Source organism: Afifella marina DSM 2698 (assembly GCF_900102695.1).
Lineage (GTDB): Bacteria > Pseudomonadota > Alphaproteobacteria > Rhizobiales > Afifellaceae > Afifella > Afifella marina.
The window spans coordinates 147,181-165,632 of the sequence record NZ_FMVW01000002.1 but is presented as its reverse complement, the minus strand read 5'-3'; the positions used below and the strand labels follow the sequence as shown (position 1 = coordinate 165,632).

Below are 18,452 nucleotides of genomic sequence, written 5' to 3'. Positions count from 1 at the left end.
TTGCCTGCAGCCCCGTCGCCGCACAGGAACTGACGCTGCGTTGGCTTGGCGAAAGCGGCGCCGTTCTCGCGGAAGAGCTGATGAGCGTCGAAGATATTGAGGCGCTCCAGCAGCAGGTGATCGTCACCCACACGCCCTGGGCGGACGGAGCCCAGACCTTCAGCGGCCCGCTGCTCGCCACGCTCGCCAACCTTGCGGGTCTGCCCGTCGTCGAAGCCGCCCTTGTCGCGCTCAACGATTATTCCGCGAAAATCCCGCAATCGGACTGGGCGCTCTACGGCATCATTATGGCCGTGCGCCAGGACGGCGAGGAAATGCGCATCCGCGACAAAGGCCCCTTCCGCATCGTCTATCCCGTCGATGCGTATCCCGCTCTCACAAGCCATCTCTATCACAGCCGCATGATCTGGCAGATCCGGAGCATCGACTTCCGTGTTGAGTAAGAAGGCAAAAATCGCACCCAAGCTGCTTCTTGGCGCCCTCGTCGTCACGACGCTCGGCCTCTTCATCGCAACGGGCATGCTGTATCTGCGGCAGTCCGAGCAACGCCAGCTCCTCACAACCTCCATCCGCAGCTCGGGCTGGGTCGCCTATCAGGCGCAGCTCGAATACGTCAAAACCACCGCCACTCTGGACATCGCCCGGGACGACCCCTCCCCCCGCATCATCGATCAGCTCAAACTGCGTCTGGAGCTTCTCGCTTCGCGTCTGCCGCTCCTCTATGCGTCCGAGGAAGGCCGCCTGATTGCGGGCATCGATGCGTTCGCGCCGGCTCTCAAAGATTACCGGGCGCGCATCGACACCTATCTTCAACGCCTCGAAGACCCGCTCCCGCCACCGCCGAAAAGCGGGCGCCTCATCACCCAATGGCGCAGCGAACTCGTCCCCCTCGGGCGCCATCTGCAAACCATCCTGGAAGCGGCCGTGGTCGACAACGCCGAGATCAACCGCCGCGAAGCCGTGCTCTCGAAAGAATCGGCAGCGCTTCCCCTCACCTTGATGTTCATCAGCGGCAGCGGCCTCGTTTTGCTCCTGGTCGTTCAGGCACGGCGCGATCGCCGGCGTCTTCACGACGTCCTCGAAGCACGGCGCGCTCAGATCGAGGTCGAAACCAGCTTCGAGAAGACCATGCAGGCGATGCCCTTCGTGGCCCTGATCTTCGATCCGGACACCAACGAAGTGAAATTCGCCAATGACGAAGCGCTCGAGCTCGTCGGCGCCCCGCTCGCCCACCCGGATTGGACCCGCCTCATCCGTTCCGCCATCGACGTGTCGAAAGCGACGGGTCAGGGCGACGCCCGCACCACGATTTTGAGCTTCGGTCGCCGCGACGGCGAGATCAGCTCCCTGCGCGGCACCATTTCGCCCGCGCGCTGGCGCGGCCGGCGCCTGCGCATGCTGGCGCTCGCAGACGTCACCAAATTGCGCGACGCCGAGCTCAAGGTCATGCAGGCGGCAAAACTTGCGACCCTCGGCGAAATGGCGACCGCCATCGCCCATGAAACCAACCAGCCTCTCGCCGTCATCCGGCTCGCCATCGCCAATGCCCGCCGCCTCTTGGAGAATGGCGAGACCGGCGAGGCGCTCGCCGCCAAACTCACGCGCATCAGCGACCAGGTGGAACGGGTGAAGCGCATCACCGACCAGGTCCGCCGCTATGGGCGCCTCACCTCCCAGCAATGCGAGCCCTTCGCCCTTCAGGACGCCGTTCAACTCGCCATCGGCTTCGTCGCCGAGCAATATCGCGCCGCCGGCATCCGCCTCGATATCGACCTCGATTTCCCCACAGATCTCGCCGTCGCCGGCGAACAGACCATGTTCGAGCAGGTCATCGTCAACATTCTGGTGAATGCGCGCGATGCCCTCGACGCGCTCCACGATCGCGACGTCGATCAAACGCCGGTTCTCCAGGTCCGCGGCCGGGTGCAGGCTGGCTCCGTCGTGCTGGAGCTCGAAGACAATGCCGGCGGCATCGCCGAGGACATCATCACCCATCTCTTCGATCCCTTCGTGACGACGAAACCCGTCGGCAAAGGCACCGGCCTCGGTCTTTCCATGGCGCGCAACATCGTGCGCGACATGAACGGCGACATCGCCGCTCGCAACATCAGAGCCGGGGCATGCTTCACCATCCGCCTGCCCATCGCCTCGGCCGCCCTTTCTCTTGAAGAAGCCGCCTGATGGCACCTCGCTCAATTTTGATCTGTGAGGACGAGCGCGAGCTTGCGGCCGAAATCGCCGAATTTCTCGAGGCCGAGCACTGGCGGCCGACCTTGTGCGCAAGCGTCTCGCAGGCACACGCCCTGCTTGTGCAGGGACTTGCGCCCGACTGCCTGTTGACCGATCTGCGCCTTGGCGACAGGAGCGGCCTCGACCTCATTGGACGCGTCAGGCAGCTTCCGAAACCGCTGCGTCCGCAGGTTCTCGCCCTCATCACCGGCGAAGCGACAGACGTCGCACTCGGCGAGCCCTTCGGCCCCGACGTCCTCTTCTTCAAGCCCGTCGACCCGTTCGAAATGCTTGCGGATCTGGAGGCGCGCTTCGTGGATTGCAAAATCATCCGCTGGCCGCTCTCAACGGTCCGCCGGAATGCAGCTTCGCGTTGAAGCCCCTTGCCCCTATCGCCCAAAGCTGAGAGACTTGGCCCAATGCAACAAAAGGACGCAGAACGCTCTTTTGTTGCTGCAGCCTCTGTCTCCGATCTCTGGAGGCAGAATGCCTTCGGGCAAGAATGATGCGGACCTTCAGGCTGTTTACACGATGCGGATCAACAGATTAAGTCCCCCCGTGGGGCGCTCGGGCTATGGCGGACCGATCTCGGCCGAACGGCGCGATGGGTCTATCATAAATAAAAGCTTAGCAAGCTTCGCGCGTTTCGGATCAATTGACTAAACCCCGTCTTAGGAAGTGCCTCTCAATCTCCGCCGGAACACGGGAGGAGGCATCGTGAGGTATCAGCACGATATGGATACCAAGGAACCTGGTGCCAGAACCAATTCCCAGCCGCAGATTCTCCTCGTCGACGACGATGTCGATATCCTCGATGAGCTGGCCGAAGGGCTGACCGCGCTTAACCTGCCGCCGCTGAAAGCGAACACCGCCGTCGAAGCCCTGGCGATCGTACAGCGCAACCCAGGTTTGCGCGTCATCGTCACCGATTTGCAGATGCCGCAGATCGATGGAATCGAGCTTTTGCAGAAGCTGACGGCAAGGCGGAACAGCCGGCCTCTTACGGCCGTGGTCATGACGGGCAACGCCTCGCTCGATCGCGCCGTCGCGGCGCTGCGTCTCAACGCTGTCGATTTTCTGCAAAAGCCGGTGTCTGCGGAAGAGGTGGCGATCGCCATCCGCCGAGCCCTCGACCTCACCGGCCGCGCGAGGCCCGAACCCTCCAAGTCCGCGACGGAATCCGATTATCTTCGCGCCCTGGTCGCAGCACGCACCGATCGCGACGCGATTTTCAAGGCGAAGCTCTTTTCCGATCCCGCCTGGGATATGATGCTTGATCTCGCCGTCGCGGAAGCCACGGGCCGCTTCGTCTCCGTCACCAGCCTGTGTCTCGCCTCCGGCGTCGCCACGACGACGGCTTTGCGCCGCATCGATGAATTGCAGGAAGCGGATCTCATCATGCGCTTTCCCGACGAGACCGACCGTCGTCGCACCCTCGTCCGCCTGACCGAAACCGGTCTTGAGCGCATGCATGCGTTTGTCGAGCGTCAGGCAGCTCGCCTGGGCCTCAAGGTCGACTGAACCGCCCCAGCCCTCCCGATATCTCTCGGGGGCTCTCTTTCGGGGGTCGCTCTCAGAACGCTTTCCGGGCTCCTGCCCGGGTTATGCCCGCATTCTGCCCGGGTTTCCTGCCCGGATCTCTCCGTTGCTCTCCCGGTGTCTCTATCTTCTCGGGGAATCTCGGTCTTCTCGGGGAAAATTCGCCGCCGATCAGGCGACGAACTGATAGCCGAGATAGCGCTTCGCATCGATCACCTCGAAGCCGAGACGCAGGCGCAGCTTCTTGCGCAGCTTGCTGATGTGGCCTTCCACCACCGTCTCGTCGACGTCGTCGTTGAAGACGCCGTAGATCGCGTTGAAGATCTGCGACTTGGTCACGCGGCGCATGCGGTTCTTCGCCAGATATTCGAGGATATGGCGCTCGCGGCGCGGCAGGGCGAGCGGCTCGCCGTCGACTTCCGGATCGCGGCCGTCGAAGAAGATCTTCAGCCGGTCGCTCTCGACCTCCTGCTTCGGGCCGTTCATGCGGCGCCACACAGCGTCGGAACGCGCCACGATCTCCTTCACATGGATCGGCTTGCGCACCACGTCGTCGATGCCGGCCGTGAAGAGCTCCAGCGTCTGCTCCAGCGAGCGCACGTCGCTCAAGGCGATGATCGGGGCGCGCGAATGGCTGCGGATGAGGTTCGGATAGTTGGGCCGGTCGGCGAAATCGCCGAGGAGGAAGCCCTGCACCGCCGACAGATCCCGCTCAGCGGCCGTCGTCAACCATTCCTGGAACTCGCCGGAGTCGAAACCGACGGCAGAAAGCCCTTCGCGGCTGAACATGGACGTGAAACCGGCAGCGACCTCTGCCCGGGGATCAACAACGACGTACATCTCGCACCCTCGGTATTTAAATTAAAATTTTCCGTATTCCGCAGTATTTCTTGCTGGAGAACTGCGGCTCCGATGGGTTTGGAAGTACCGATCAACTTCGCTCCACTCAATCAGAACTGAATCCGTTGCCGGAGACGTTTCACTCCAAAATGCTGGATAATAAAATGTTACCATTCGGGGGCCAAAAAAAGCCCGGATTTCTGCGGTTTTCAGAGGGGTTCGGGCGGCGCGCAACGCGCGTCTGGCGCGCGAGAAGGGCGATCGAGGGCCTCGAGGGGCCGGATTGTTGCCGATGCGCCACGGTTTTCCAGCCGAAAGGACGGCCGACCGCGCCCGATCACCCCGGAAGCGGGGCGATTAGATTGTATTTTGGACTCAAATAGGAACGATCTCGGCAGGTCAGACCCACACGCGGGCGCGGAGGGGAGAAAAAAGACCTGAAAAGAGGGGAAGAAAGAGGAGGGATGTGTGGGGCGCGCGGCTGCCGAAGCAGCCGCGCGGACGACCGCGAGAGTGAGAGGAGCGGCGGTCGTTGAGAAGGTTGCGCCGAAAGCCTCCGGAAAGACAATCCGGAATCACAACCGACGCGTCAGCCCAAGCCTTGAAGGCCAGGCCTTGAAGGTCAGGCCTGCGGCAGGTGATCAGTTCTCGAAGACGGCTTCGATCTTGCCCTTCAGCGTCTGCGCGTTGAACGGCTTCACGATGTAGTTGTTCACGCCTTCTTTCTTGGCGGCGATGACGTTTTCCGACTTCGCCTCGGCGGTGACCATGATGAACGGCGTCGCGTTCAGCTTGTCGTCGGCACGCACCTGCTTCAGAAGCTCGTAGCCGGTCATCGGCTCCATGTTCCAATCAGAGATGACGAGGCCGTATTCGCGCTCCTTCATCTTGTTGAGCGCCTCGCTGCCATCGGCCGCTTCGTCGATATCTTCGAAGCCGAGCTGCTTTAACAGGTTCTTAATGATGCGGATCATCGTCTTGTAATCGTCGACGACGAGGATCGGCATGGAAAGGTTCAACGACATTCGCCGCGCTCCGTATAGAATCTAAACTGCACCGCTATCTCCGGCGGGATCGAGGTGTGTTTAAATTGAACTGACTTGCGCCAGGCTTGCGCCGCAAACCCCCGCTATCTTTTCTCTTTTCGGCCCTTCGAATATACAGTCGCCACTTTCTTTGATGGGATAGGGTACACGTATGTCCGCACAGCGCGCCGCCGCGAAAAAGGATGTGACCGAGCAGGAAGCCTGGGCACAGCACGCCACAGAGCAGCTCAGCCTGGCACTTCGCCTCGACAAGATTTTCACCGAGCTTTCCGAGCTTCGGCAGATCGCCGGCAAGCAGGATGAGGTCGTCGCCGATCAGCAGAAGCTGTGGCTTGGCGTCGAGTCCATTCAGCACGCCATCCGCGATACGCGCGGAGAAATCGCGTCGATCCACGCCAAGGCTGTCGATTCCAAGCAGTTCAACCGCGCTGCCGACGAGCTTGATGCCGTCGTCGCCGACACGGAGGGCGCCACCGAGACGATCCTCACCTCCGCCGAAGAGATCGACGACATCGCCAGAAAGCTCGGCAAGACGCTCGGCGATGACGAGCGCGCCCAGCTGCAGGCGATCAATGAGCGTTGTATCGCCATCTTCGAGGCGTGCAATTTTCAGGACATCACCGGCCAGCGCATCTCCAAGGTCGTCAACCTCCTGCAATTCATCGAAAGCCGCATCGAAAAGATGCTGAAGATCTGGTCCGGCGAGGCCACGTCTTTCGAGCAGCATGCCGAGGACGAGCCGGAGGAAGAGGGCGACGAGGCTCTCCTCAACGGTCCGGCGCTCAAGAGCGACGAGAACGTCGTCTCCCAGGACGACATCGATTCCCTCTTCAACTGACCTCTTCCCCGGCCGAAAGCATCGCAGCCGTCCGGGGAAGCCGCCTGAAAACCGCCTGAACGGCCCTTCGGCAACCACCTTTGAGCCTTCGCACACGCCCGCCTCGCGCGGGCGTTTTCTTTTGGCGCATCACGGATTCCGCACAACTTCGTGAGCGGCGACGGAGACTTCCGCAGAGAACCGCCGTTTCCGGGCCTACGCCTTTCGTGGGGTGTCCCGGTGTCGCATTCCGGTCTCGATATGTATTGGCAAAACCGGCCCGGCGGGGACGGGGCACCTCCGCGGATTTCGCAGCTTTGCGAACTCGCACCTGAATGAAAATCACCCGAAGGATATTATGATGCGTAGACTTCTCCTTTCCCTCGCCGTCCTTGCCGCTCCGAGCCTGGCGCTTGCCCAGTCGCCGCAGGATGTGGCCGAGGCCCGGATCGGCTATTTCCGCCTTCTCGGCCTCGAGATGCACGACCTCGCCGCCATGGCGAAGGGCGAAAAAGACTATGACGCCGAGGCCGCCAAAACCCATGCTGCCAACCTCGAGGCGCTGACGCATTATTCGATGGCAGCCCTCCTCGCTCCCGGCACCTCCAATGCCGACCTGCCCGGCAAGACCCGCGCTCTGCCGGCGATCTGGGAGAACATGGAAGGCGTGCAGGAAAAGGCCGAGGCCTATGTCGCCGCCGTCCAGAACCTCAACTCCGTCGCCGGCGAAGGCCTCGACCAGCTGCGTCCGGCGGTCGGCAAGCTCGGCGGCACCTGCAAATCCTGCCACGACGATTTCCGCGCCAAGGACTTCTGAGCCGGAATTTCGAGCCTGGGATGCCTGGTTCAGAGAAGGTCTGGACCAGGCGATCCTCGAACCCGAGGAACGAGAAACCCAAGGGATCTGAAAAATGTCGACAATGAGCGAACCGGGCCGGGGCTCAGTCCCCCGCCCCTCCGGCGGCATCCCACATCAGGACAAGACCTCCGACCACGCGCCCTTGCAGGCCGGCGAGGAGATCCGCGTCTGGGATCCGGTGGTGCGCATCTTTCACTGGGCCCTGGTCGTAGCCTTCGCGGCAGCCTGGGGTCTCGGCAAATTCGGCCCGGATGAGATGACCCTGCATTTTTACGCGGGCTACACGGTGGCGGCTCTCGTCGTCATCCGCATCGTCTGGGGTTTTGTCGGGTCCGCCAATGCGCGCTTCGTGAACTTCGTCAAAGGACCGCGCAAAATCCTGCATTATGCCAGCCACTTCGCCTCGCGCGAGCCATCGAACTGCCCGGGGCACAATCCTCTCGGCGCCCTCTTCATCGTCGGCGTTCTGATCGTGCTCGCGATGCAGATCGGCACCGGCCTGCTGGCCGATCCGGAGGATTACATCAATGCCGGACCGCTCGCCAAATACGTCTCCATCGAGACGGCGCGGCAGGCGCTCTCATGGCACGAACCCCTCTCGACGCTGCTCCTGATCATGGTGGGCGTCCACATCGCCTCGATCGTGTTCTACAAGCTCTACAAGCATGAAGACCTGATCACGCCGATGTTCACCGGCCGCAAGAAAGGCCTGTGAGAAACCCGGTCCGCGGGCTCCCCCCGCGGGCCGTCTCGCCGGATGGGATCTCGGACCTTCCGTGAGCGGCCTCACGCACAGGCCTCGACATAGGTGAGATACGGCATCACGCCGATATGAAACAGCTTCACCTTCCCGTCCCGGCCGATCTCGAAGCGCAGCGCCGAACTGCCGCTTTCGGCGTTCGGCGCGGTCAGATATTTCGCCGGCGCCTCTTCATATTTGTGCGGCTCCTCGCGGAAGCCGCCGAACCAGCTCCGCACCTCCTTTTCGGTGGAGCCGACGCCCACACCCTCGGCCAGTTTGACGTCTGAGCGCTGACCGACCGTGATGCGCTGCACCTTGCCGTCGGCGACGATCGCATAAACGCCGGGATAATCGGGCGAACTCACCGTGCGGCAGGCCTCGCTCGTCTGCGCCCCCCGCTCCGCAAAGCTGCCACCTTCCGGCACCGCTTCGCCGATCTTGAGATCGCCGAGCCCCTCAAGCCCGATCACTTTTCCGGACCACGTGTCAGGTGCGGAAGCTGGGGTCGACCCGGCCCCGGAGGATGAATCGGCTCCTGTTGCGGACGCCGCGCCAAGTGCATCCGTCGCCGCCGCCCCGCTCGCCGCCGCTGCCGCCTTTTCAGGCTCCGCAGCCGCGCCGGTCGTAGCACCTGCCAGGCTTTCCGAGGTTTGCGAAGAAGCCCCGTTCGCCTCCTGCTGATCTGCGTCCGGAGAGCAGGCTGCAAGGCCGACGAGGAGAACGAGCGGGAGAAAGGAAAGAGAAGAAAAGCGCGTCATCGCTCCGGAACGCCCGCGGCGCGGCAAGGTTGCCCCGCAACGGCCCAGTGCCCCGCATGCCCCGCACACAGGCCGAAGCTCCCCGGGATGTCCATTTGATTTCAATCAATTACACCTTGCCCCCGGTTTTGCATGACTATATGACAGTTACGAAGGTCTATTACGCTAGGTGCATACGCATGACATCTCAATCTCCACGGGAAAATTGATGTCATCGTAGAGAATAGGCGTATGGTGTCGGGATCTATACTTGAAAAAGTAAGCTCAGCGGGCGCAAAGCCTCCGATATCGACGTTATTTTTTGGAAAATCCGGCGCCAGACGCGCCATTCTCATCTTCAAGAGGGCTCGCGCCGCTTCGGCTCGTCCGCCCCGTCGCACGGCCGCAGCTTCCCGTTCCCCCGCGACTTCCCGTTCACCCGCAGCTTCGCGTTCCAATGACCGGCCGCACGCAGCCCCGCCGGAGGGCGAAGGCGCGCCGCCGTCACAGGCGCGACGCAGCGCGGGTCTTCGAAACGCCCTCTCCTCCCCTATCTTCATCTCGGACCCGACGACCGACCGCGGTTCACCCGCCGCGCGTCATGAAGGCCGTTCCGTGCCGAGAGGCAGATGCTGTGTCATGGGCCGAGGCCCGGCGCAGAGGCGCGATATCTCCGCGCCACCCAAGCTCCCCACTCCTGAAAAGGAAGACAAGCCGTGAAGAAGTTGATCAACAACGCCGAAGACGTGACGCTGGAACAGCTCAAGGGGTTCGGCCTCGCCCATCCTGAAATTGAGGTCCATTTCGACCCGAATTACGTCGCCGTCGCCGGCGGCGTTCAGAACCGGGTGGCCGTCGTCTCCGGCGGCGGTGCCGGCCACGAGCCCCTTCACGGCGGTTATGTCGGCATGGGCATGCTCGATGCCGCCTGCCCCGGCCAGACCTTCACCTCGCCGACGCCCGATCAGATGTATGAAGCCGGCAAGGCCGTGAACGGCGGCAAGGGCATCCTGCAGATCATCAAGAACTACACCGGCGACGTGTTGAACTTCCGCATGGCCGCCGATCTCCTGCGCGACGAAGGCATCGATGTGCGCAACGTCGTCATCGACGACGATGTCGCCTTGAAGGATTCGCTCTACACCGCCGGCCGGCGCGGCCTCGGCACCACCGTCATCGCGGAAAAGGTCTGCGGTGCGGCCTCGCAGGAAGGCTACGATCTCGATCGCCTCGAAGCCCTCTGCAAGAAGGTCAACATCCACGGCAAGAGCATGGGCATGGCGCTCACCCCCTGCACCACGCCGCAGAACGGCACGCCGAGCTTCGAACTCGCCGAAGACGAGATGGAAATCGGCATCGGCATCCATGGCGAACCCGGAACCGAGCGTATGCCGATCAAGAGCGCCGACGAGATCACCGAGATTCTGGCGACCCGCATTCTCGAAGACGGCGCCTATACGCGCGAATTGACCGAATGGGATTCTGAGAAGGGCGACTGGGTCGACGTCGAAGTGAAGGACATCACCTTCCAGTCCGGCGACGAAGTGATCGCCATCGTCAACAGCATGGGCGCGACGCCGATCTCGGAGCTCTACACGGTCTACGCCAAGCTCGCCGAAGTCGCCGAAAAGCACGGCGTGAAGATCGTGCGCAAGCTCATCGGCCACTACATTACGTCCTTGGAAATGGCGGGCGTCTCCATCACGCTGGTGAAGGCCGACGAGGAGATCCTGCGCCTTTACGATGCGCCGGTGAACACGCCGGCCCTGCGTTGGGGTGTGTGACCATGAGCGACACCACGAACAGCGAGGCGGCCGTTTCGGCCGCCGCCATCCGCCTCTGGCTCCAGAAGAGCGCCGAGGTGCTCGCCGAAAAGCGCGCCTACCTCACCGAGCTCGATTCCCCCATCGGCGATGCCGATCACGGCAACAACATGGACCGCGGCTTCAAGGCCGTGGTTGCGACGCTCTCCGACAAGGAAGATGTGGGCGCCGTCCTGAAGGCCGTCGCCATGACGCTGATTTCCAAGGTCGGCGGTGCCTCCGGGCCGCTCTACGGCACCTTCTTCCTCGATGCCGGAAAACCCTTTGCGGGCAAGGCCGCACTTGAGCCGGCCGATCTCGTGACGATGTTCGAAGACGGCATCGCCGGGGTGAAGAAGCGCGGTCGCGCCGAACCCGGCATGAAGACCATGCTCGACGCGCAGATCCCGGCCGCGGAAGCGCTGAAGGCTGCGGTTGCGGAGGGCAAGAGCGCCGTCGAAGCGCTGAAAGCCGCCGCCGACGCCGCCGAAGAAGGCATGAAGGCGACGATCCCGATGCAGGCGCAGCGCGGCCGCGCGAGCTATCTCGGCGAACGCAGCATCGACCATCAGGATCCGGGCGCAACCTCGAGCTACCTGATCATCCGTGCGCTCGCCGAGGCGGTTGCCGAGACGTCGCAATGATCGGTATCGTCGTCGTCTCGCACAGCGCCAGGCTTGCCGAGGGCGTGAAGGAACTCGCCGATGGGATGACCCAGGTCGAGATCCCGATCGCTGCGGCCGGCGGCGTCGATGATCCGGAAAACCCTCTGGGCACGGATGGCATCCGTGTCCTGGAGGCGATCCACGAGGTCATGTCGGATGAAGGCGTCCTGATCTTCGCCGATCTGGGCTCGGCGAAGCTCAGCGCCGACATGGCGATCGACCTCCTGGAGCCCGACGAGCAGGAAAAGGTAAAATTCTGCGACGCGCCGCTGGTGGAAGGCGTTCTCGCGGCCGCCGTCCAGATCGCCTCCGGCGGCAAGCTCGCCGACGTCATGCGCGAGGCCCAGGAAGCCGGTGCCGTCGCCGCCCCCGAGGCGGATACGGCGGAAACCGACGCGCCTGCGGCCAGGGACGACAGCAACACCAGGGCCGAGGAATTCGTCATCCGCAACCATCACGGCCTGCATGCCCGCCCGGCCTCGCTGCTGGTTCAGACGATGAACGGCTTTGATGGCGACATCCGCCTGGAAAACCTCACCAAGGGCAAGAAGCCGGTCAACGCCAAGAGCATCAACGGCATCATGCTGTCGGCCGTCACCGGCAATGACCACGTCCGCCTCACCGCGTCACCGGAAGAAGCAGATGCGGTCTTTGCCGCGATGCGCCGCCTCGTCGAGGACAATTTCGGCGAAGACGACGAGGTGCCGGCCGAGGCGCCCGCGCCCTCCGCGCCGGCCCCGTCCGAGGCCCAAGCCGCCCCCTCTGCCGGAACCTCAGAGGCGCCGGAAGCGACCGACACTTTGACCGGTATCACCATCGCCCCGGGCTTCGCCCTCGGCCCTCTCCATCATGTCCGCCAGGAAATGCCGACGATCGAGGCGGCCAAGATCGACGATCCCGACGCCGAAATCGCGCGTTTCGACAAAGCGCTCGCCGAGGCAGAGGCGGAGATCGAGGCCGCCATGCAGGCGATGGGCGACAGCTTGAGCGACTACGATCGCCAGATCTTCTCCGCCCACATCACATATCTCCACGACCCGGAAATCACCGGCGGCGTGCGCGAGCGCATCCGCTCCGAAAAACTCGCCGCGGCCTCCGTCTGGCAGGAGACGATGTCGGAGCTCGCCGACACCTATTCCGGCCTCGAAGACAAGCTCCTGCAAGGTCGGGCCGCCGATATCGTCGATGTCGGCCAGCGCGTCCTGCGCTTTCTCATCGGCGACGAGGCGGCCTCCGCCCTCCCCGACGAGCCGGCCATTCTGGCGTTTCACGAATTGCACCCTTCCGACGTCCTGCGCCTCGCCGACACGTCGGTTCTCGGCATCTGTTCAGCCGTCGGCGGCGAAACCTCCCATGCCGGCATTTTGGCCAGCAATCTCTCGATCCCCGTCGTCTTCTCTCTCGGCGAGGGACTGAACGGCGTGAAAGACGGCCAGAAAGTCCTGCTCGACGGCGGCAAGGCCCGGCTCGATCTTGAGCCCGATCCGGATGATATCGCCAAGATGGAGCGCGACCGCGCCGCCTTCGAAGCTCTTCGCGCCGAAGCGGAAGCGGCCAAAGACCTCGCGGCCGAAACCAAAGACGGCCACCTCGTGCGTGCCGCCGCCAACATGGCCGCGCTCGAAGAGCTCGCCGCCGTCGCCGACAGCGGCGCGGAAGAAATCGGCCTGATGCGCACCGAATTCCTCTTCATGGACCGCGATGCGGCGCCGGACGAGGACGAGCAGACGGAGATCTACAAGCGCATCATCGCCGGTCTGAAGGGCAAACCCCTCACCGTGCGCACCATGGATATCGGCGGCGACAAGCCGGTCGCCTATATGGACCGGCCGGCGGAGGAAAACCCCAATCTCGGCTGGCGTGGCCTGCGCTACAGTCTCGACGAGACGGCGCTCTTCGACACCCAGCTCGCGGCGATCCTCAGGGCAAGCGTCGAGGGTCCCGTGCGCATCATGTTCCCGATGGTCGCAACGCTTCAGGAGCTGCGGGCCGCCAAGGATCGGCTTCAGGCGGTCAAAGACCGGCTCGGCAAGGCCGGCCAGCCCTTCGACGACAAGCTCGAAATCGGCATCATGATCGAGGTGCCGGCCGCCGCCGAAATGGCCGACCTCCTCGCCCCGGAAGTCGATTTCTTCAGCATCGGCACCAACGACCTCACGCAATATATGATGGCGGCCGACCGGGCGAACCCGAAGGTGCAAAAGCTCTCCGATCCGCTGCAGCCCGCCGTCCTGCGCATGGTCGCCCGCGCGATCGCAGCCGCCCACGAGGCCGGCATCTGGATCGGCATGTGCGGGGCGATGGCCGGCAACCGCCTCGCCGCCCCGGTCCTTCTCGGCCTCGGGCTCGACGAGTTCAGCATGAAGCCCACCGATATCGGCAGCTTCAAGCTCACCATCCGCCGTCTCACAAAACCCGCCTGCGAAGAACTTGCCGCCGAAGTGTTAAAACTCGACGGCGCGGAAGCCGTCCGCAAACGCGTCGCGGCCTTCCTGGACGAGATCGAGACGACCTGAAACCGGGCCAAGCCGGGGGCGGGCCTGCGCCCGCTCCGAAAGAACCCCGCCGGCGCCTCACCCCTTCGTCAGGATGGCGCCGGCGATCACATCGAAAAGATGATCGGCGCGCGCCTGAAGCGCCGGCTGATCGCGCAGCCAGGCGAGCGCACTCAAAAGCGCAAAAAAGTCCGTGCCGTCGAGATCGGTGCGCGCCGTGCCCTCCGCCTGCGCCCGGGCGAGAAGCCGCCCGCCCGCCGCATGCATCTCCTGGCAGGAGGCGTGAAGCGCCGAGCCCTCGTCGGCGATCGCCGCCACCATCGCCTCGATCGCCCCCCGGAAATTGTGGGCGACGGCAACGGCTTCGTGCAGCCATGTCACCAGCGCCTCCCCCGATGATTGCGTCGCTTCAAGCTCCGCGGCCCGCACCGTCAGCGCATCGAAGCTCTCGCGCAGCAGCGCGTCGAGCAGCGCCTCGCGGCTCGGAAAGTGGCGGTAGAGCGTCCCGAATCCCACGCCGGCCCGGCGCGCAATGTCGCGCAGCGAGGCCTCTGCACCGTCCTCGGTGACCACGTCGCGTGCGACAGCCAGAAGCTGCGCGTAATTCTTCTTCGCGTCGGCTCGCATTCTCTCCCCTTGACAAGCGGAACGCCGCTCCGAATATATGGAGCACCATTCCGGATATTCCTATCCGATTTGCCGCAAGGGTGAAAGCCATGTCGCCAGAGACGCTCCCAGAGACGTTCAGCGGGTCGACCGCCGAGACCATGCCCGAGACCATGCCCGAAACAATGAAAGCCGTTCGCTTCCACGCCTTCGGCGGGCCGGACGTGCTCAGCTACGAAGATGCGCCGAAACCCTCCCCGGCCCCGGGCGAAGTCCTCGTGCGCGTTCATGCGATCGGCCTCAACCCGCCCGACTGGTATCTGCGCGACGGCTACAGCATGCTGCCGCCCGAATGGCAGCCGAAGGTCGACTTCCCGGCCATTCCGGGAACCGACATATCCGGCACCGTCGAAGCGCTCGGCCGCGATGCCGAAGGTTTCACCCTGGGCGACGACGTCTATGCGATGGTGCGCTTTCCCGAAGGTCTTGCGGGACAAAGCCGGGCCTACGCGGAATATGTCGCCGTGCCGGCGTCCGAGCTTGCACGAAAGCCCGCCGGCATCGATCACGCCCATGCCGCCGCCGCCCCGATGTCGCTTTTGACCGCCTGGCAGTTTCTGATCGATCTCGGCCACGATGAGCCGAACCCGTTGCAGCCGGCGCAGCATCGCCCGGTCCCGCTTGCCGGCAGGAGAGTGCTCGTCAACGGCGCGGCGGGCGGCGTCGGGCATTTCGCGGTGCAGATCGCAAAGTGGCAGGGCGCACATGTCATCGCCGCCGCCTCCGGCTGCAACGAGGCTTTTCTGCGCGATCTCGGCGCCGATGAATTCATCGACTACACCAAAACCGCGCCCGAGGCGGTCGTCCGCAATCTCGATCTCGGCGTCGACGCCGTCGGCGGCGCCAAAACCGGCCGCTTCCTCGCCACCCTGAAACCCGGCGGCGCCCTCTTTCCGATCTTCCCGCTCGGCTTTTCCGGCACTGAGGAGGCCGAAAAGCGCGGCGTCACGGTCTCCGCGACGCAGGTGCGCTCAAGCGGTGCGCAGCTTGCCGAACTCGCCCGCCTCCTCGACGACGGTACCTTTCGCGCGCAAATCGACAGCACCTTCCCGCTCGCCGAAGCGCGTCAGGCGCATGAGCGCGCCGCGGAGGGCCACATCCAGGGCAAGATCGTCCTCACCATTGCCTGAAACCGGTCCGGAGCCGGGCCCGCCCCTCACCAGACCGCCGTTCTGTCTGCCTTGAATGCAGGAGCTTGAGATCCCGGGCGAGCGAGCGCCCGGGCTTCCTCTCAGCTCAAATCTTCTCTCAGCCCAAATCTTCAATGAGAACGAACCGCTCCCAGAGGATCGGCATATCCGGCGAGAATCCGCCATTGCGCTCAAAATAGCCGCGATGGCCCGCGCGCCATCCCTCCAGGCTGTCGTCCTCGCCTTCGGCGAGCGCCATCGCCTCCGTCACCTCGTCGAAGCGGCATTCCACCAATTCGGCCGTCTCGATGACGAGCGCCGGCGTGTCGTCCCAATTGAGGGCGATATCCCGCCGCCCGATGGCGGGCATCGTCTCGCCGTTTTGATAGTCCCGCAGCGCGCCGCAGGTCGCCACCTTCTTGCCGGCGCGCACCAGCGCGACAAGTGCTGCGCACAACTCGGCGCTGTCGCCGAACTTGAACGTCTCCGCCCCCGGATACCGCCGCTTCAGCTCCGCCAATTCCTCAGACATCAGCGCATTCCCTCCAGCTCTCCAAGCCCCGCCGGGCCCCACCAAGCCCCGCTGGATATGGCACATCCGACGCCTTGCATATCGCTTCGGAGCATGACCGAATTGCGAACTTGACGTTTCATGGCAGAAAACTCAGACCCTCGGCGGAAAGCTCCTCTTCTGACAGCAGGAAGGAAGACATGCCTCAGCCAAAGCAGCTCTTTATATCGTGGGGGGCCGCTTTGTTTGCGGCTATAGCCGCAGCCCTCTTTGCGATCCAGGCACAAGCCGCCGAGGCGAAGCCGTTCGATGCGGCAAAGGCGTTCTGCGAGCGGCAAACTTTCGTCCTGGAACGCATCGAGGAGGTCGGCCCGTGGCTCGACTATTTCAGCGGCCTGCGCAATGGACGCTCGCCCGTGCCGGATACGAATTGCCCAAGCTCCACGGTCCGCGCCATCCTCAACGTCGCCACCAGCAGCACCATTGAGATCGCCGAAGCGCAACGATCCGCCCTTCACGGCTTCTACGTCGCAAGATCCATGGAGCCAGAACTGGGCGATAGAATTGTCGATCCCGACGGCTCCTTTCGCTATCGCAGCGACGTCGTGCTGATGAGCTTCGTCTGGCTGCTGTGCCCCGGGCATGGAGAGGAAAAGCTTTCCTGTGTGACGGGCATCATCGAAGGCTTTCCCACGCAGTTCGTAGAAACGAGCCCGGTCTTTTGCGATTTCGCGGCGCTCGACAAGGCGAAGGTCGAATGGCCTCCCAATCGAGAGGTACGTCCCCTGGTCTGCGCAGCCGGCGGAACCTCGCAATCCGCCAACCCCGAAGCATGGCTGAGACGGGCCGGAATCATCCTCGGAGACTAGGCGGACGCATCGATCGTGCCGGTGCCTCCGATGGCCGCCATATATGCGCCGCGCCTTTGCGCATTCTCATGTCTGACGATCGAACCCGGGAAACCCATGCGGACACGACAAATCTTCGCCGCCGCCCTCCTGGCCGGCCTTCTCCCGACGCACGCCCTTGCGGACATGCTCGCGCTGTCGCTGGCAGAGGCCGAAACCATGTTCAACGAGGCGAGCCAGAAATGGGAGGTCGTCATCCGTCTCGACGATGACAGCGCGAAAGCCTTCGCCCAGTTCACGCAGGTTCATCTGCAGCAGCAGATCAAGGTCATGGTCGACGGCGAGGTGCTCGTCACGCCGATGATCCGCTCACCGATCTACGGCGGCCCTCTCCCGATCGGCGGCTCGGAGAGCCAGGCCAAAAGCCAGGATCTGGCCGAGCGATTGAAAAGCGGCCGCGCCATCCTCACCGTCGCCCCGGCGGAGTAGCACCGACTGAGACGCGGACATCATGTTCGATCCGAGAGTTCAATGTGCGCTATAGGCGGCCAATTCGTCTGGGCTGCCGGTGGGAAACGCTTCCTTCAGGAGATCGAGGAACGCGGAAACCCGCGCACTGAGAAGACGCCGCGACGGATAGAGCGCCCAGAGTGTGATCTCCGAACCGGGTACGTCGCCCCAATGAACGAGCCTGCCCTCGTCAAAATCCCGTTTCACGAGCGAGATGGGAAGCTTGGCCGCGCCGACCCCCGCAAGGATCACATCGCGAACCATCGGCAGTGACGACAGGCGAAGCACCGGTTCGGTCGCCATTGCGCGTCGCCCTCGCGACGTTGCCACCTCCCAGGTTTCGTTCTGCCCGGACAATCCACGGATCACGACGGGAAGGACGTCGCCGTCTCCCGGCTGCTTCATCGACGGGCTCGCCGCGACAACCAGCCGATCGCGCAGGAAGGCGCGTCCCACCAGGCTTTCGTCGGGAGCCGGGTTCACCCGAATGACGAGATCGTAGCCTTCTTCGATCATGTCGACCGCGCGATCGTCGGAGGTCACTTCGAGCCGTAAGTCCGGGTATCTGAGCGCAAGTTGCGCGGCGAGCCGGCCCATGACCATCTGCGAGAACAGAAGCGGTGCGCTGACGCGAAGCCGACCGCGCACGGCCCCGCCCCCCGAGGCGATCGCCGCAGTCGTCTCCTCCAGATCGATGAGCAGCGCCGACGTCCGCTCGTAGATCGCACGCCCTTCCTCGGTCAGCTTGAGGTCGCGAGCTCCCCGTTCGAACAGACGCAAGGCCAGCGCGGCTTCCAATTCCGCGACGCGTCGCGACAATGTCGCTTTCGGGCGCCCGGATGCGCGGGCGGCTTTTCCGAACCCTCCATGCCTGGCCACGAGGTTGAAATCGGCGAGAGCGAGGAGATCCATGTGTTCCACCAGCGAGACAGAGGGTCTCAATATAGCGGCTATTGGCGCATAAATGGATCAGTAATTTGGGTCTTAGCCAAACGGCTTGAAACCCAAACGGAGCA

General features: G+C 63.7%; 19 protein-coding genes. 13 read left to right on the top strand and 6 right to left on the bottom strand.

The window, feature by feature from the left end:
• Positions 1–80: 80 nt before the first annotated feature.
• From BLP76_RS05515 to BLP76_RS05500, 4 genes are all read left to right on the top strand, one after another.
• On the top strand, positions 81–443 hold the full coding sequence (locus BLP76_RS05515; protein ID WP_139163698.1) for a putative pterin-binding protein: 363 nt from the start codon (positions 81–83) through the stop codon (positions 441–443).
• The gene (locus BLP76_RS05510; RefSeq protein ID WP_092810429.1) at positions 433–2,181 is read left to right on the top strand and encodes a sensor histidine kinase; all 1,749 of its coding nucleotides are present in this window, start codon (positions 433–435) and stop codon (positions 2,179–2,181) included. The genes BLP76_RS05515 and BLP76_RS05510 overlap by 11 nt, the downstream gene beginning before the upstream one ends.
• Positions 2,181–2,606 (top strand): response regulator, encoded by a 426-nt coding sequence (locus BLP76_RS05505; RefSeq protein WP_092810428.1) that lies wholly within the window; start codon positions 2,181–2,183, stop codon positions 2,604–2,606. The genes BLP76_RS05510 and BLP76_RS05505 overlap by 1 nt, the downstream gene beginning before the upstream one ends.
• 340 nt (positions 2,607–2,946) lie before the next feature.
• Positions 2,947–3,750 carry a response regulator gene (locus BLP76_RS05500; protein ID WP_244514464.1) on the top strand — a complete coding sequence of 268 codons (804 nt, stop codon included), beginning with the start codon at positions 2,947–2,949 and terminating at the stop codon, positions 3,748–3,750.
• Between the two features lie 189 nt (positions 3,751–3,939).
• Here BLP76_RS05500 and BLP76_RS05495 read toward each other — a convergent pair whose 3' ends face one another.
• On the bottom strand, positions 3,940–4,608 hold the full coding sequence (locus tag BLP76_RS05495) for a response regulator transcription factor (RefSeq protein ID WP_092810426.1): 669 nt from the start codon (positions 4,606–4,608) through the stop codon (positions 3,940–3,942).
• A 641-nt stretch (positions 4,609–5,249) separates the two neighbouring features.
• Entirely contained in the window at positions 5,250–5,633 is a 384-nt protein-coding gene (locus BLP76_RS05490) for a response regulator (protein WP_092810425.1), read from the bottom strand.
• Positions 5,634–5,805: 172 nt separating this feature from the next.
• Between BLP76_RS05490 and BLP76_RS05485 the strand changes: the two genes are divergently transcribed.
• The 3 genes from BLP76_RS05485 (at position 5,806) to BLP76_RS05475 (ending at position 8,045) form a co-directional block, all read left to right on the top strand.
• The gene (locus BLP76_RS05485; protein ID WP_092810424.1) at positions 5,806–6,492 is read left to right on the top strand and encodes a protein phosphatase CheZ; all 687 of its coding nucleotides are present in this window, start codon (positions 5,806–5,808) and stop codon (positions 6,490–6,492) included.
• A gap of 340 nt (positions 6,493–6,832) precedes the next feature.
• Positions 6,833–7,288 (top strand): c-type cytochrome, encoded by a 456-nt coding sequence (locus BLP76_RS05480; protein WP_092811310.1) that lies wholly within the window; start codon positions 6,833–6,835, stop codon positions 7,286–7,288.
• A 94-nt stretch (positions 7,289–7,382) separates the two neighbouring features.
• Positions 7,383–8,045, top strand: coding sequence for a cytochrome b/b6 domain-containing protein (locus BLP76_RS05475; RefSeq protein WP_200170571.1), 663 nt, complete (start codon positions 7,383–7,385; stop codon positions 8,043–8,045).
• Positions 8,046–8,116: 71 nt separating this feature from the next.
• On the opposite strand, the gene BLP76_RS18920 is transcribed toward BLP76_RS05475, so the two are convergent.
• Entirely contained in the window at positions 8,117–8,830 is a 714-nt protein-coding gene (locus BLP76_RS18920; RefSeq protein WP_200170570.1) for a hypothetical protein, read from the bottom strand.
• Positions 8,831–9,525: 695 nt separating this feature from the next.
• Between BLP76_RS18920 and dhaK the strand changes: the two genes are divergently transcribed.
• From dhaK to ptsP, 3 genes are read left to right on the top strand one after another with little or no spacing between them, the layout of a single operon-like run.
• Positions 9,526–10,593: a dihydroxyacetone kinase subunit DhaK gene (gene dhaK / locus BLP76_RS05465; RefSeq protein WP_092810422.1), complete on the top strand. Its 1,068-nt coding sequence runs from the start codon at positions 9,526–9,528 to the stop codon at positions 10,591–10,593.
• A gap of 2 nt (positions 10,594–10,595) precedes the next feature.
• Positions 10,596–11,255, top strand: coding sequence for a dihydroxyacetone kinase subunit DhaL (dhaL, locus tag BLP76_RS05460; protein ID WP_092810421.1), 660 nt, complete (start codon positions 10,596–10,598; stop codon positions 11,253–11,255).
• Entirely contained in the window at positions 11,252–13,792 is a 2,541-nt protein-coding gene (gene ptsP, locus BLP76_RS05455) for a phosphoenolpyruvate--protein phosphotransferase (RefSeq protein ID WP_092810419.1), read from the top strand. Before dhaL ends, ptsP begins: the two co-directional genes overlap by 4 nt.
• Positions 13,793–13,849: 57 nt before the next feature.
• Here the strand turns inward: ptsP and BLP76_RS05450 are convergent, their stop codons facing one another.
• A complete protein-coding gene (locus tag BLP76_RS05450; RefSeq protein WP_092810417.1) occupies positions 13,850–14,398 on the bottom strand; it encodes a TetR/AcrR family transcriptional regulator in 549 nt (182 codons plus the stop codon).
• 152 nt (positions 14,399–14,550) lie between these two features.
• Between BLP76_RS05450 and BLP76_RS05445 the strand changes: the two genes are divergently transcribed.
• A complete protein-coding gene (locus BLP76_RS05445) occupies positions 14,551–15,567 on the top strand; it encodes an NADP-dependent oxidoreductase (protein ID WP_092811308.1) in 1,017 nt (338 codons plus the stop codon).
• A 118-nt stretch (positions 15,568–15,685) separates the two neighbouring features.
• Here the strand turns inward: BLP76_RS05445 and BLP76_RS05440 are convergent, their stop codons facing one another.
• Positions 15,686–16,099: an ASCH domain-containing protein gene (locus tag BLP76_RS05440; RefSeq protein ID WP_092810415.1), complete on the bottom strand. Its 414-nt coding sequence runs from the start codon at positions 16,097–16,099 to the stop codon at positions 15,686–15,688.
• Between the two features lie 179 nt (positions 16,100–16,278).
• On the opposite strand from BLP76_RS05440, the gene BLP76_RS05435 reads away from it, so the two are divergent.
• On the top strand, positions 16,279–16,947 hold the full coding sequence (locus BLP76_RS05435; RefSeq protein ID WP_139163696.1) for a hypothetical protein: 669 nt from the start codon (positions 16,279–16,281) through the stop codon (positions 16,945–16,947).
• A 96-nt stretch (positions 16,948–17,043) separates the two neighbouring features.
• The gene (locus BLP76_RS05430) at positions 17,044–17,415 is read left to right on the top strand and encodes a SecDF P1 head subdomain-containing protein (protein WP_092810411.1); all 372 of its coding nucleotides are present in this window, start codon (positions 17,044–17,046) and stop codon (positions 17,413–17,415) included.
• A gap of 39 nt (positions 17,416–17,454) precedes the next feature.
• Here the strand turns inward: BLP76_RS05430 and BLP76_RS05425 are convergent, their stop codons facing one another.
• Complete coding sequence (locus BLP76_RS05425) at positions 17,455–18,348, bottom strand: LysR family transcriptional regulator (RefSeq protein WP_092810409.1); 894 nt, start codon at positions 18,346–18,348, stop codon at positions 17,455–17,457.
• Between the last annotated feature and the right edge of the window lie 104 nt (positions 18,349–18,452).